This is a genomic window from Legionella fallonii LLAP-10 (assembly GCF_000953135.1).
Classification (GTDB): domain Bacteria; phylum Pseudomonadota; class Gammaproteobacteria; order Legionellales; family Legionellaceae; genus Legionella; species Legionella fallonii.
The window spans coordinates 72,379-86,716 of record NZ_LN614828.1 but is presented as its reverse complement, the minus strand read 5'-3'; the positions used below and the strand labels follow the sequence as shown (position 1 = coordinate 86,716).

Here is a 14,338-nt window from a genome sequence, read left to right as displayed (position 1 = left end):
AAGTTACAGGTTGCTATTGTACCTGTTTTTTAATGGAGTAATACGTGTGGAGTTCATTGATAATGGTTCTTAGTTTATTCAATTGGTCTTGAGTTGCCAAGGAGTCATTTGCATCACTACTTGCATCCATTTGAGTGGCTAGTTTTTTAATGGCAGCAATATGCTTTTGAATCATCTTTAATTGTGCATGTGATACAGCTTGGCTTAATTTAGGTATGCGTTTACCAATTCAAAAATCGCGAACACATGATAATGCACTTTACTTAGTTGCTTCATCTCAAGCATTTTATCAAGAGCCGCGCTGTATTCGTCTATTTCTTGAAAGATTTCTGGAATGGTATTAGGAATAACTACTTTTGACACGGGATGTTCACTTGCGAAAGATAAAGCTATAGAGAATATAAAAAGCAAAATCACTTTAGCATATAGGGCCACTTGCGTGTTCCGTATTAAACGTTCCCTATTCATCAGTGCCTCATCTCAAGAAGTAACTACCTCTTATTAATATTAACGTCCTGGGTGTCCCGATGGGTGGTAGCCTCCTCCAGGTCTCTTATGCGAGTGTGTCTCTCCCGTTGTCGAAGAACAAGAGGAGAGAACCATTAATATTAAAATTAGGGTACTTATTTGATTTAAGATCTTGAAAAATCTCATGGGCTGTCCTTAGTCGTTTATAATTCTTAAAAATGAATCAGTGTGTTGGAATGGTATGAAAATATTTCTTATATAAAGTCATATAAATGTCATTGTTGGTAATTTTTCTAAGCGCTTTATTCACTCTCGTAATGAGTGTCAAAGAGTCATTTTTAGCCATAATTCCATAGCCTGTCCCTATAAGTAATGGTTCTCCAATCCCTGTAAAAGACTGCTGATTATTAATAATCCAATAGTCTGCTGAAAAATCATCCATCAAAATACCGTCCACTTCATTATTATTCAATGCACTGATTAATTGTTCTGTAGTAGGATATTCTGTAATGGATATTCCTGGCAATTTAAGGGTGATCCATTGTTTAAAGATACTTCCTTGTATCACGCCTACATTTTTTTTATTGAAATCATCCATCGACGTGATTGAGTTTTTTGATGTGGTAATAAAACGTGCGTTACTTACTAAATAGGGAAGACTAAATGTAAATTGTTTTTGTCGGTCATCGGTTATGATAATTGCGGCAATGGCTAAATCGATTGTTCCTTTATTTAATTGGGTAAAGAGTTGATTAAAGGGCATGGGTTTAAACTGGCATTGGGTTTTCATTTCAGTACATAGACTGCTCATAAGCTCTATATCAAAACCAAAGTAATGATCATTATCTGCACGCACAGTAAATGGGGGATCGTAAGATACAATGCCTACTGTTAAAGGTTTGGCTATTATGAGAGAGGTATGCATCAACAGAATTAAGCCTATAAAACGAATCAACATAACAGAATCACTTATAATAAAGCATTAATTTAATGATCAATGTATTTGTTTTAACATGTATCCCTAAGTTTTGAAATGATTTTTAAAGAATAAATGGCAGGGCTGTATAATTAATCTGTTTAAGAGTAAACTCAGAAGAAGATTGCTATTGCAGACATTTTAAGGTAGGGAATGCTTTATTTTTCAAGAGGAGTGCTTGGGTTTTTATGCATCTTTGTGTTCAACGAAGTGATGGCTGCTCACCTCCTAACATTTAAAGAAGCAGTCGATATTGCTTATCGTAACAATCCAGAATTGCAGGCTGAAATTGATAAAGCGCATGCCATGCGTGGGTACTTCATTCAAAGCGGACTCTACCCTAATCCCCAAGTGACCTTAACCGCAGAAAACTTTGGTGGTTCAGGTTCTTATTCAAGCTATGAAGCCGCAGAAACCACAGCATCCATTACCCAACCTATCCCTTTAGGAAACCGTCTGTATTATCAACAAAGAGCTACGTATGGTGATTACCTCGCTTCTTTAGCACAAATTCAGGTATATAAGGTCACGTTATACATGAATGTAGGCACCGCTTATGTAGATGCTTTGTATGCAGGTCAGTGGCATGAGGTTACGAAAAAATTGACTCGTGTCAACGAGGATATTGTAGCCGCTATTGATAGACGGGTAAAAGCAGGCGCTGGCGCGGAACTGGATTTACGGTTAGCTCAAGTGCGACTAGGTGATGCGCGCATTCAAGAGAAAAAAGCAGGTCGAGATACACTGGCTCAACGCGCCAAATTATCGCGCCTTTTGGGTGATGGTTTGCGAGAAGACCGTCGTTTAGTCGATAAAGGGCTTCCTGATGTGACATTGAAATGGCCAGAGTTAATTAAGAAACTGCCACAAAGCCCGCAATTACAACAAGTACAAATCCAATTACAAGCCAAGCGTGCTACCATCACTGCCGTTAAAAAGGCCGTATGGCCTGACTTAAATGTGCAATTGGGCGGACGACATTTTGAAGACGACGGTTCTAATGCGGTGGTGGCCTCAGTTAATGCTGAGGTGCCGGTATACAATAGAAATCAAGGAAAAATTCTTACTGCAGAAGCCCAATACACGCAGACTGCCCATCTGTATCAAGGCACACGCCTTGATGTGAGACAAACTGTTTATACCGCCTTCTTGCAAGCTCAGCAGAGCCAATATGAAGCCAATTTGGTAACCAATTCCCTACTTCCTTTGGCGCGTAAATCGATTAAATTAGCCCAAGAAGGTTATAAAATGGGACGTTACACCTACCTTGAATTGTCACTTTCTTTAAACACCTTGTTTGAAGAGGAGCGCCATTACCAACAAGCTCATGCGGATTATCATAAAACCTTAATCCAGCTCACAGGACTCTTGGGATTACATCCCACTAAGGAGAGTAAATGAACCGACTGCTATTTAAAACTTTGTTTATGCTCATCATTTTTTGGGTAAGTTTTAGTTTTATCTCAGGCTGCTCTAATGAATCTAATGTGCCTCAGGAGGAGAAGAAAGAAGAGCCCATAGAGAAGGGGCCAGCAGGCGGCCGTTTACTTAAAAAAGGAGCGCTAAGTCTTGAGCTTCAGTTATTTAATCGGGGTATGCCTCCTCATTTTCGCGCCTATATTTATCAAAACGATACACTAATTTCTCCAAGCCAAGCCAAGCTTACGGTACAACTAACCCGTTTTAATCAGAAAAAAGAAGACATTACGTTTATTCCTATTGAGGACTACTTGCAAAGTAATCAAGTGATTCAAGAGCCTCATTCGTTCGATGTCTCAGTTAAATTAGTGTTATCTGGAGCATCGTATGAATGGAACTACGCAAGCTATGAAGGACGCGTAAAACTGCTGCCAGCCACGCTTAAAGCCGCGGACATTCAAACAGAAACTGCAGAAAGCCAGATTATAAAAACACAAATCAAAGTCGTGGGCAAAATAGTCCCTAACCGAGATACGATGGCACCTATTTATGCGCGTTATGCCGGCATAATTAAGTCGATGAATAAGAATTTAGGCGAAGAAATCACGAAAGGCGAACCGCTGGTAACTATTGAAAGCAATGAAAGCTTACAAAACTATACGATTAACGCCCCTATTACCGGCACCATCGTCCAAAAATACGTAACTAATGGTGAGTTGGCACAAACCACCAAACCTATTTATGATGTGGCGAATTTAAGTAATGTTTGGGCTGATTTTAGTTTATACCGCAAAGATGCACCACTGGTGAAACAAGGTATGGTTATTAGGGTAACAGGTGATGAAGGCAAGCCTAATTCGAGCAGTACTATATCCTATATAGCTCCTCTTGGTATTGAGGACAGTCAAACTACATTGGCACGTGCTGTTTTACTCAATGAAAATCGTCTTTGGTTGCCCGGCATGTATGTTAATGGGGAAATTATAATTAAAGAAAAGACAGTACCAGTCGCCGTACTTCTTTCAGCGATTCAGCGTATTGGTGACCAAGATGTAGTCTATGTACAACAAGGTGATTATTTTGAAGCAACGCCTGTGGTTCTTGGGCAAAAAGATTCGCAATGGATTGAAATCCTGTCAGGACTGGATGCAGGGCAGAAGTATGTCACTCAAAACAGTTTTTATATTAAAGCGGAGCTTGGCAAGGAAGGCGCAAGCCATGACGACTAAGGATAAAAGATGCTCGAAAAAATCATCCGATTTTCACTAAGACACCGTTGGTTTATCCTGTTGTTTACATTGGTTATAGCACTCTTTGGCGTCTATAACTTTCAAAGGCTTCCCATTGATGCGGTTCCTGATATTACCAATGTGCAGGTGCAAATTAATACCCAAGCCTCAGGCTACTCGCCCTTCGAGGTCGAGCAACGCATTACTTTTCCTATTGAATTAGCGATGAGTGGGTTGCCTCATTTAGATTATACCCGCTCTCTTTCTCGTTATGGTCTATCCCAAATCACGGTGATTTTTAAAGATGGAACAGACATCTATTTTGCGCGTCAATTAATCAATGAGCGCTTGCAGGAAGTAAAGAATAAATTACCACCCGAAGTTGAAACCTCCTTAGGCCCCATCTCCACAGGACTTGGAGAAATTTTTATGTACACGGTAACCAACAAACCCAACCTTCCAGAGAAACAACAATACAATCCAACAGAACTGCGCACGATTCAAGATTGGATTATTAAGCCTCAGTTGCGCAACGTAGAGGGCGTTGCCGAGGTTAATACGATCGGGGGGTATGAAAAACAATTTCATATTACGCCCGATCCTGCAAAATTAGTGCGTTACAACTTAAGTCTAACCGATGTGGTTGAAGCACTTCAGCGCAATAATGCGAATGTAGGCGCGGGATACATTGAGCGTAATGGAGAGCAAAGTCTTATCCGAGTTCCAGGGCAAGTACAAAATATTCCTGATATTGACAATATTGTGGTGGCAAGCTTTGAAGGAACGCCAGTACGTATTCGTGATGTGGCCGATGTAGCGCTGGGCAAGGAGCTACGTACAGGAGCTGCCACAGAAAATGGCAAGGAAGTGGTGTTAGGAACAGTATTTATGCTGTTGGGAGAAAACAGCCGCACTGTTTCAGAGCGGGTGGCTACCAAAATGAAAGAAATCAATAAATCACTTCCAGATGGCGTTGAAGCAGTGACCGTTTATAACCGTACATTGTTGGTTAATGCGACCATTAATACCGTGAAAAAAAATCTCCTTGAAGGGGCTTTATTAGTTTGCATCATTCTCTTTGTGTTTTTAGGCAATATTCGCGCCGCCCTTATTACTGCGATGGTTATCCCTCTGTCCATGTTGCTGACCATTTCAGGTATGGTGACGAATAAAATCAGCGCAAACCTCATGAGCTTAGGGGCTCTTGATTTTGGCTTGATTGTTGATGGCGCGGTGATTATTGTTGAAAATTGCATCAAATATTTAGGAGAAAAACAGCACGAACTAAAGCGGCTTTTGACCCTTGAAGAACGATTAAAAGTCATTGCCTATGCAACCACTGAAGTCATTCGTCCTAGTATTTTTGGGGTGTTCATTATCACGGTCGTGTACTTGCCTATCCTCACACTCACAGGCGTTGAAGGGAAAATGTTTTTGCCCATGGCTGAAACGGTGATTATTGCGCTGATGGCCTCCATGCTTTTTGCCTTAACCTTTATCCCGGCGGCTATTGCTATTTTCTTGCGCGGACGCGTTCAGGAAAAGCAAAACTGGTTAGTCCATTATATTTCCCAAGGCTATGAGCGCGCCCTAAGGCGGTGCTTTCATGCGCGAATTTGGGTGGTTAGCAGTGCTGGTGTTTTAGTGGTTGTAAGCCTTATTATTGCTTTTCGTCTGGGTGGCGAATTTATTCCAAGCCTTGATGAAGGAGACATTGCCATGCAGGTCATGCGCATACCGGGAACCAGTCTCACCCAATCCATTGCCATGCAGGATATGGTGGAAAAAAGGGTAAAGCAATTTCCTGAGGTTAACAGCGTGTTTGCTAAGATTGGGACTGCCGAAGTGGCAACAGACCCTATGCCGCCTAATGCGGCAGATACCTTTATCATGCTAAAGCCACGTGACGAGTGGCCAAATCCTAAAAAAACCAAACAAGAGTTGGTGCAAGAAATTGAAGAGGCCATAAAAAAAATCCCAGGGAATAACTATGAATTTACCCAACCCATTCAAATGCGGTTTAACGAATTAATTTCTGGTGTTCGAAGCGATGTGGCTGTGAAAGTGTTTGGCGATGACATGAATACTCTATTAAAAATTGCTGAAAAAATTGATGCCCAACTTGAAAAAACACCGGGCGCTGCGGATGTGAAGGTGGAGCAAGTCAGCGGCCTTCCTTTGCTGACAGTGGACATTAATCGAGATGCACTGGCACGCTATGGCTTACAAATTGGTACCGTCCAAGACGCGGTTGTCATCGCTACCGGTGGTAAAAAAGGTGGGGAACTCTTTGAAGGGGATAAGCGCTTTGACTTAGTGGTTCGCTTACCGGAATCATTGCGGCTTGACCCGGACGTGCTAAAACAGGTTTTTATTCCATTACCCCTATCTAAAGACGGTATGCGTCATTTTATTCCATTGAGTGAGGTTGCAAAACTGACGCGCAGCGAAAGTCCAAATCAAATTAGCCGGGAAATAGGCAAGCGTCGAGTGGTTGTTAGTGCGAATGTTCGAGGTCGGGATCTCAGCTCCTTTGTATTGGATGCAAAACAACGTATTGAACAAAATGTTAAAATACCTAGTGGCTATTGGATTACTTGGGGTGGTCAGTTTGAGCAGTTGCAATCGGCCTCTTCTCGGCTACAAATTGTTATTCCCATCACCTTGGTGACCATTTTCTTGTTGCTGTTTATGAGCTTTGGCAGTGTAAAGGATGCGCTGTTGGTGTTCTCTGGGATCCCCCTGGCATTAACGGGGGGTATCTTTGCCTTATGGTTAAGAGGTATCCCTTTGTCCATTTCAGCAGGTGTTGGATTTATTGCATTATCGGGTGTTGCTGTATTAAATGGACTGGTGATGATTACCTTTATCAAAAAGCTAAGAGAACAGAACAAGTTTTATTTAAAAGATGCGGTATTGCAAGGCTCACTAGCAAGACTTCGCCCAGTATTGATGACCGCGTTAGTCGCCTCCTTGGGTTTTGTGCCTATGGCACTTGCAACAGGTACCGGTTCTGAGGTGCAACGCCCTTTGGCAACAGTAGTTATTGGCGGGATTATTTCATCCACTTTCTTGACCCTGTTGGTTTTACCAGGACTATATTTCATGTTTCATGACCGCCGTAAAAAAGGGCAACTCAGTCCACAAAAAAAGCCAGAGTGAATTTGACAAAACACGGTATTTAGCTATAGTAATAGTTAAATACTTGTTTAACTGTTTAAGTCATTATGCTAACTCACGATCAAATTGTAACGCTAAGCGATATTTTACATTTAATGGGTGAACCTAATCGCTTAAGACTTTTGGTGACTTGTTTAGACGGTGCTCAGTCTGTTTCTGAACTGGCACAACAATTACAATTATCGGTACCACTAACCAGTCATCATTTGAGTTTACTTCGTTCGGCTCGACTGCTCGTTGCTAACCGAGAAGGTAAACACATTTATTACAGTATTTATGATGCGCATGTACGCTGTATTTTAGATGACATGCTGAAGCACTTTACCGAAGAGACGGACAGTGAATAGGATTGTTCTAATGGAACACGTCTTTGAAAACAGGGTGTTGGATATCTTAACTGGTGTAACAAGGCCTATTTGGGAGTGTTAACTATGACCACACCTTTAACATTAACGACCTTTTTTGTTGCAGGACTTGATTGTCCTTCTGAGGAACAATTAATCAGAAAGCAATTACAAACTATACCTGAAATAAAACAATTAGATTTTAATTTCATCGCGGAAGAAGTAACCGTACACCATTGTTTACCCACTATTGAGCCCATTCAGCAAAAAATTGAAAGCCTGGGTATGAGCGTTCGTCCTAAAAGTAGCAATGTGTCAGACCAAAAGGGCAAGCGTTTTGGTATTGATGCGTCTTGGGGTGCCATTGGCATTGCTGGATTATTTGCACTTTTTTCAGAGTTAGCTGCGTATTATTTTGCATCAGAACAATCCATTTGGGTCATTGTTCCTGCCTTATTCGCTATAACGTTAAGTGGTCCTGCAACCATTAAAAAAGGGTGGATTGCTTTACGCACGAAAGCGATGAACATTAACAGCTTAATGTTAATTGCCATAACGGGTGCTGTTTTTATTGGTGCCTGGCCAGAAGCGGCAATGGTGACCGTTTTATTTGCACTGGCTGAACGTATTGAGCGTTATTCCTTAGATAAGGCACGTCAGGCAATTCGAAGTTTAATGGAAATTGCCCCCGAGGTCGCTCTTGTTAAAATGGAGAACGGTCAATGGCAAACACTTCTCGTCACGGAAGTACAACCTGGTGCCGTATTTAGAGTAAAACCCGGTGAGCGTATTCCTCTCGATGGTCATTTGATTTCAGGTCAAAGTACGGTGAATCAAGCGCCTATTACTGGAGAATCAATGCCGGTGAGTAAACGAGTAGGGGATAGTGTATATGCTGGAACACTCAATGAACATGGTTCGTTTGAGGTCAAAGTGAGTAATGCTTCAGGGGATACCCTACTCGCAAAAATTGGCAAAGCGATTGAACAAGCACAAAGTGAGCGTGCGCCAACTCAGCGATTTGTCGATCAATTTGCGAGATACTATACCCCAATAATGGTCCTCATTGCCGTTCTAATCGCCCTCATCCCACCCTTGGTATTTGGCTATCCCTTTTATGATTGGATCTATAAAGCATTAACCTTACTGGTCATTGCGTGTCCTTGTGCTTTAGTTATCTCGACACCTGTTACAGTGGTCAGTGGTTTAGCCGCTGCAGCAAAGAGCGGGATACTCATTAAAGGGGGAAGTTATTTAGAAAATGGATATCGCTTAAAATTAATTGCCCTGGATAAAACAGGCACATTAACTGAAGGAAAACCGGTAGTTACCGATTTTATTGCTTATGATAAAAACCATACAAAGAACGAGTTATTACTATTGGCCGCAAGTCTTGACTCTCACTCAGAACACCCCGTGGCCAACGCATTGGTGGCCTATTGGCATCAAGAGCAACCTGATGCAGAGATGCTCTTTATCGATCAATTTAGCGCATTGCCAGGACGTGGTGTTAAAGGCCTGGTTGACCAAGAACTTTATTATGTAGGTAATCATCAATTAGCAGAGGATAATGAGGTCTGTAGTTTGGGAGTTGAACAAGCGCTCGAACGATTGGAAGAAGAAGGGAAAACAACCGTGATCTTAAGCAATAAGACTCAGGTTTTAGCGATTTTTGCTGTAGCAGATACACTTCGTCCTACCAGTCAGAAGGCTATTGAAGCCTTGCATCAACAAGGCATAAAAACTGCGATGCTCACCGGAGATAATGCCATTACCGCTCGTGCTATTGCAACGCTTGTAGGAATTGATGAAGTACAAGCGAATGTATTACCTACAGACAAAATGAAGGCTATTGGTCTTCTTCTGAAGGAATATAAAGCAGTAGGGATGGTCGGTGATGGAATTAATGATGCCCCAGCCTTGGCTGCAGCTACTATAAGTTTTGCTATGGGAAAAGGCACTGATACTGCTTTAGAAACAGCCGATGTCGCTTTAATGAATGATAATCTGGCGATGCTGCCTTTATACATTCACTTAAGTCGTAAAACGTCTCGTATTCTACAGCAAAACATCAGCCTATCCCTGATTATTAAATTGGTGTTCTTTATTTTAGCTCTTAGTGGATTAGCTACCTTGTGGATGGCTGTATTTGCTGATATGGGTGCTAGTTTAATTGTGGTGGCAAATGGTTTACGATTGCTGAATTCTCATAAAAGCTATATGAAAAAGAGTCATTTGGCCGAAAGTGACCTGTTGATTAAGTGATTAAAGGGTGTAAATAGGACGCTTGTTACATGAGTCAGGAGGTCGTTATGTTGCAGTATAAAGGCTACATTGGACATGTGGTATTTGACGATCTCAATGAATTGTTTTTTGGAGAAATAATTAATACGCAGACGGTAATTACTTTTCAGGCAACCGTGGCTAATCAGTTAAAAAATGCGTTCATGGAAGCGATTGATAATTGGGTGTTATTACAGGAACGGGGCAAATGCGACCAAGACCACCTATTTCTGTCATTAATTTAACCATTTCAGACTAAATCTAAAATTTTATCTACTGAAAAATTTTACTAGCTAACACCCAAAAACAAACTAAAACCCTATGCTACATAAGGGATTAGCCACTATAGCCTTCATTGCAATCTAATCGCATAACTTGGTCATATGCGCCTGTCATAAAGAGCCTTAAATATGCCAATGACTATGCCGATTTAAAATTAATTACATCATCCAATGAATAATCAGGGTCGTTAGCACTTAACAAATTACTGAAATCGTAAGTCCCGTGCAAGTTGACATGTCGCCAGGTTAATATCGATGCGCTGAGAATATTTTCAAGCAATAAAGCTCGTTCATCGACATCTGATCTCATAATGATTTTGGTTAATTCAATGTAATTCCACAGAATAATGATATTTTGGATAATTGTTCTGCACATTACTGAAATCTCTTGATCCTCACTGTGCGCCTCCAGTATATTTTGATCTGCAAATGAGATTGCTCCGGAAAATTTATTGGCCAGCTCACCCTTGTTTAGTTGTTTTTCGATTGTCTGCCGTAATTCTACGTCATCAAAATATTTCAGCATAAAAATTGACTTGATGACCCGGCCAAATTCTTTTAATGCCTCTTGTAGTGGGTGTTGATTGGAATACTCACCTAATCGTTTCAGTATCGTCGACGCACGGTGCTCACGAAGTTTTATCGTGGCAATCAGACGCAATATATTGTCCCAATTACGTCTGATCCGGTGTTCGTTGACATAATAAGTTGGTTTAATTGGATAGCCTTTAGTGGTTAACTCGGATTTTATTTTGCTGAAACTAACTAAAATTTGCGCGGAGGGATCTTTTATTCGCGGAGCAAACGTCACACCAATTAAATGGGATACAGCAAAAACCATTTCGGTATAACCATGTGTATCCGTTGAATGTATATTGCTAGCAACCGCATCGTTGTGGAGCAGTCCGTCAATGACGTAAGCCGCATCCCGTTCTGAGCTACTGAATACAGTAGAATAGAATAAAATCCCGCGTTCATCGATAAATCGATAAACACTCGAACCTTTGCCATTACCAAAATATTTGAACGATTCGTTAGCATTTAATGACTCAGCCGACACACATTGTTTTTTCCCATCGCTGGAGGTGTGCAGTAGATGTTTTTCGCGTTTAAATTTTTCAGGCAACCACAGCTTACCCATCAGATCAGTCAGGGACTGGTTTACAGCATGTAAATTTTCTAATGAAAAATACCAATTCACCGTGTTTGACAACGTGTTGTAGTTAATTCCAACTGCGGTGTTAGCCAATTTATGCAAGCCTATATTGCTCGCCAAACCAAACAGACCAGCATAAAAAATTTCGTTATTTGGCGCACCCGCCGCACCCTTAATTTTATGGTGCTTGAAATTAGATGTAAATGTTGTCAACGTATTCATTTCAGCCATCATTTGTAAAATTGGAATATATCTGTCGTTACCAATAATCAGTGAAATGGAATCATAGTCTGGCTTTTCAACTGCGGGTGTATGGACAGAAAAGCTACCGTCCTTCTGAATGGTAATGTATTTGTTCGCGCCATTGAGAATACCCTGATTTACATCTATAAATTGCTTGTCTAAAATACCACGAAATGCGGGCAACATTGCCTCAATGTCGCTAAATTGTTCCAATCCAAGCTTCTCTAACAAGTGCGCTTTATGCTCTTTCCAGTATCTCTCTGAGATCAAATAAGAATCAATTGAAAGGTATCGATAAGAATAAACCAGACTGATTTGGCCGCATTTAATTGCAGCAGCAATTTTGCAAAAAAGTACAGCTTTATAAAGTGACACATTGAATTTTTCATCTCGATGAATCGCGGTGTACTCAAGATCACTTAAAAATGAGTCGGGTGCCGTTGATGTGATTTTTTTCGCTGATTGGTAGTGCTCGATAGCAGAGTAAAGGTCTTCTGCGCCTTTGCACGCTTCAAATTTCAAGTGTTTCACAATATCAGACACGCGATTTTGCAGTTTTCTGGACAAACTACTCAACACATCAAATTCGTCGTTCTGCGTTTTTTCTGCTTCGAGTTGGCGTTTTAGCTTCTCTGAATCTTCGTCTGTTTTGCTCAAGGGCGCATCTTTTTCCTGACTGGGAACGATCTGGTATAGTTTTAAAATTTTGTCATCATTACTCAATGCAGGATCGTGCACAACGACTCGAACGGCATTAACGGTGCCTTGTGAGTCATCAAGCCCAGATAGAATAGAGGCGGTCAGTCGATTTTTTTCTGGCATGCGATCGATTAACATCTTACCGACAATGCGTTCAGCTTTATTTAATTGTTGCTGAACGCTTTTTAACAGCATATCAACCAACGTGTCTTGCCAAATTTTATAGCTGTGGTCAATGAAAGACATTAAGTATAAATGTCGCTTATGGGACTCGGTCATCTCTGCAATCTGTGTGGTTTTAGCCTTGATTACCCACTGTGCGTAATATTTGGTTGCCTCTGTTGATAAAGTCAATTTTTCAATAATAGGGATTATTTCTTCGTGAAGCTTTTTGATGATAAGAAAACTACGTATACCGCTTTTTATTTTGGCAGGCCTCAAGGATTGAGTGATAACTTTTAACCGAGTCAGCAACGATCTATCATAATGATTGTCAGTGGTCATCGTCAGTTGCTCTAATGCTTCTACTTGTGCCGGCGAGATCAGATCTGCCATCGTTTGTATGATATTTTTTTCAAAGTCATGAAATTTATCTGTGATTGTCCTGGTAATCCGGTCATAGCTTGGCAGTTCAATTTTTTTCTGACGCAGTTGCTCAACAAGCACATAAAACATTTTACGTGGGTGCATTTGCTTATCAACCATATCGGCTACTGATTCCTCAAAAAATTGAATAGCACTTCCAAAGTCAACATGTCCGGAAATATCAAGAATTAATAATCGATGCTTTTGGTGCATACGATCAGTGTATTTTTCTAGAAAATCCGTTGGAGGCGCTACACCGAGTATTTTTGATACAAATTTGATATCACTCGATTTAAATGACTTACTTGTGAAAAATTTTCCGCTGGCTTTAAAATAGCCGTACTGAAGCAATAGGCCAATTTGGCTATCGGTTTGCTTGGCATTATCAATGGATTCGCGAAGAGGCTCGTCTACCTTGAAATGATTTTTTCGGTCATCACCATTAAACGTTGGCGGTTGGCTAAAACGCTTGGCCTCTTTGCTGGGCAGTACATCCATCAAACGCATTAATCAAGTTCTCCGATTTTTTCAACAGCGTCGCTTAGATCAGCAAATGACGGTTGACAGTATAATTTTGTTGTATCTAATCGTTCATGCCCAGCCAACATAGCCACTTTTTCCAAACTGATCCCTGCATCAACCAAATTTTTACAAAACGTGTGTCTAAAGTGATGGGGCGAGATAACACCAAGCTCATCAGGAATACGTAGCCGATTTAGCATCAACTGCACACCTCGTGGACTAAGCGCGCCACGTTGACCTTTAAAAACAAAGGCGTCACTGCCAGCATGTATTGTATAATCCAAATTATATAAAGCAAGGCGTACATCCTTATTTAATGGGATCTCACGATACTTGCATCCTTTGCCAGCATTAACCTGCAACCTGCCTTTACGCTCACTCATGGTGATATGCGCCCATTGCATGTCGCACAATTCACTGACACGTAAGCCTGTATTCAACAATATTTTCACAATGGCAGCATCTCTTTTGTTGCCATACTGCTCTACGTGACGAAGTAATTGATTTTGCTGGGAACGGGTTAGCCACTTAGGCATCGACTGTGATTGTTTCACTGTCTTTGGCAGTGGGAATCGATATTTTATTTTCTTTGTTTCCCATCCCCACCCCAAAAAATATTTCAGTGATAACAACCGTCGATTAATAGTTGGCGGCCTGAGATTTGAATCAATCAAATGTTGCTTGTATTGGCGTGCATCAGTTGGCGTAATGTTAATCAATTTCATTTCGACACCATTGATTGATTCAAACCAAATAGCAAATTGGATTAGGTCGCTACGATAACTCGCCAACGTTGCTGGTGATTTATCAGTCGATTTTTGATAAGCGATGTAATTTTCAATATACGTGTTTTTGCTCATTAATAATTATGCGATTAGATTTTAATACGATAATCTACCACAATAAAACCAATTATGCGATGAGTCGAAGGGTAACTAATCGCATAATGATTA

Annotated in this window: 11 protein-coding genes; 6 read left to right on the top strand and 5 right to left on the bottom strand. The window is 40.8% G+C overall.

Annotated features, from left to right (window positions below; all coding sequences use genetic code 11):
- Positions 1 to 13: 13 nt before the first annotated feature.
- From LFA_RS20425 to LFA_RS17830, 3 genes are all read right to left on the bottom strand, one after another.
- A complete protein-coding gene (locus LFA_RS20425) occupies positions 14 to 175 on the bottom strand; it encodes a hypothetical protein (RefSeq protein WP_231865957.1) in 162 nt (53 codons plus the stop codon).
- Between the two features lie 29 nt (positions 176 to 204).
- Positions 205 to 468: a hypothetical protein gene (locus LFA_RS20420; protein WP_231865956.1), complete on the bottom strand. Its 264-nt coding sequence runs from the start codon at positions 466 to 468 to the stop codon at positions 205 to 207.
- A 223-nt stretch (positions 469 to 691) separates the two neighbouring features.
- Positions 692 to 1,426, bottom strand: a complete 735-nt coding sequence (locus LFA_RS17830; RefSeq protein WP_231865955.1) for a transporter substrate-binding domain-containing protein — start codon at positions 1,424 to 1,426, stop codon at positions 692 to 694.
- A 171-nt stretch (positions 1,427 to 1,597) separates the two neighbouring features.
- Between LFA_RS17830 and LFA_RS17825 the strand changes: the two genes are divergently transcribed.
- The 6 genes from LFA_RS17825 (at position 1,598) to LFA_RS17800 (ending at position 10,144) form a co-directional block, all read left to right on the top strand.
- Positions 1,598 to 2,845, top strand: coding sequence for a TolC family protein (locus tag LFA_RS17825; protein WP_045097796.1), 1,248 nt, complete (start codon positions 1,598 to 1,600; stop codon positions 2,843 to 2,845).
- The gene (locus tag LFA_RS17820) at positions 2,842 to 4,092 is read left to right on the top strand and encodes an efflux RND transporter periplasmic adaptor subunit (protein WP_045097795.1); all 1,251 of its coding nucleotides are present in this window, start codon (positions 2,842 to 2,844) and stop codon (positions 4,090 to 4,092) included. Before LFA_RS17825 ends, LFA_RS17820 begins: the two co-directional genes overlap by 4 nt.
- Before the next feature lie 9 nt (positions 4,093 to 4,101).
- Positions 4,102 to 7,254 carry a CusA/CzcA family heavy metal efflux RND transporter gene (locus LFA_RS17815; RefSeq protein WP_045097794.1) on the top strand — a complete coding sequence of 1,051 codons (3,153 nt, stop codon included), beginning with the start codon at positions 4,102 to 4,104 and terminating at the stop codon, positions 7,252 to 7,254.
- Positions 7,255 to 7,319: 65 nt separating this feature from the next.
- Positions 7,320 to 7,619 (top strand): ArsR/SmtB family transcription factor, encoded by a 300-nt coding sequence (locus tag LFA_RS17810; RefSeq protein ID WP_045097793.1) that lies wholly within the window; start codon positions 7,320 to 7,322, stop codon positions 7,617 to 7,619.
- An 84-nt stretch (positions 7,620 to 7,703) separates the two neighbouring features.
- Positions 7,704 to 9,881 (top strand): heavy metal translocating P-type ATPase, encoded by a 2,178-nt coding sequence (locus tag LFA_RS17805; protein WP_045097792.1) that lies wholly within the window; start codon positions 7,704 to 7,706, stop codon positions 9,879 to 9,881.
- A gap of 47 nt (positions 9,882 to 9,928) precedes the next feature.
- Complete coding sequence (locus LFA_RS17800) at positions 9,929 to 10,144, top strand: hypothetical protein (protein ID WP_052674070.1); 216 nt, start codon at positions 9,929 to 9,931, stop codon at positions 10,142 to 10,144.
- A 175-nt stretch (positions 10,145 to 10,319) separates the two neighbouring features.
- On the opposite strand, the gene LFA_RS19110 is transcribed toward LFA_RS17800, so the two are convergent.
- Together LFA_RS19110 and LFA_RS17790 are read right to left on the bottom strand one after the other, a co-directional pair.
- Positions 10,320 to 13,370: a Tn3 family transposase gene (locus LFA_RS19110; RefSeq protein ID WP_052674069.1), complete on the bottom strand. Its 3,051-nt coding sequence runs from the start codon at positions 13,368 to 13,370 to the stop codon at positions 10,320 to 10,322.
- A complete protein-coding gene (locus LFA_RS17790) occupies positions 13,370 to 14,245 on the bottom strand; it encodes a tyrosine-type recombinase/integrase (RefSeq protein ID WP_045097791.1) in 876 nt (291 codons plus the stop codon). Before LFA_RS17790 ends, LFA_RS19110 begins: the two co-directional genes overlap by 1 nt.
- Positions 14,246 to 14,338 lie beyond the last annotated feature (93 nt).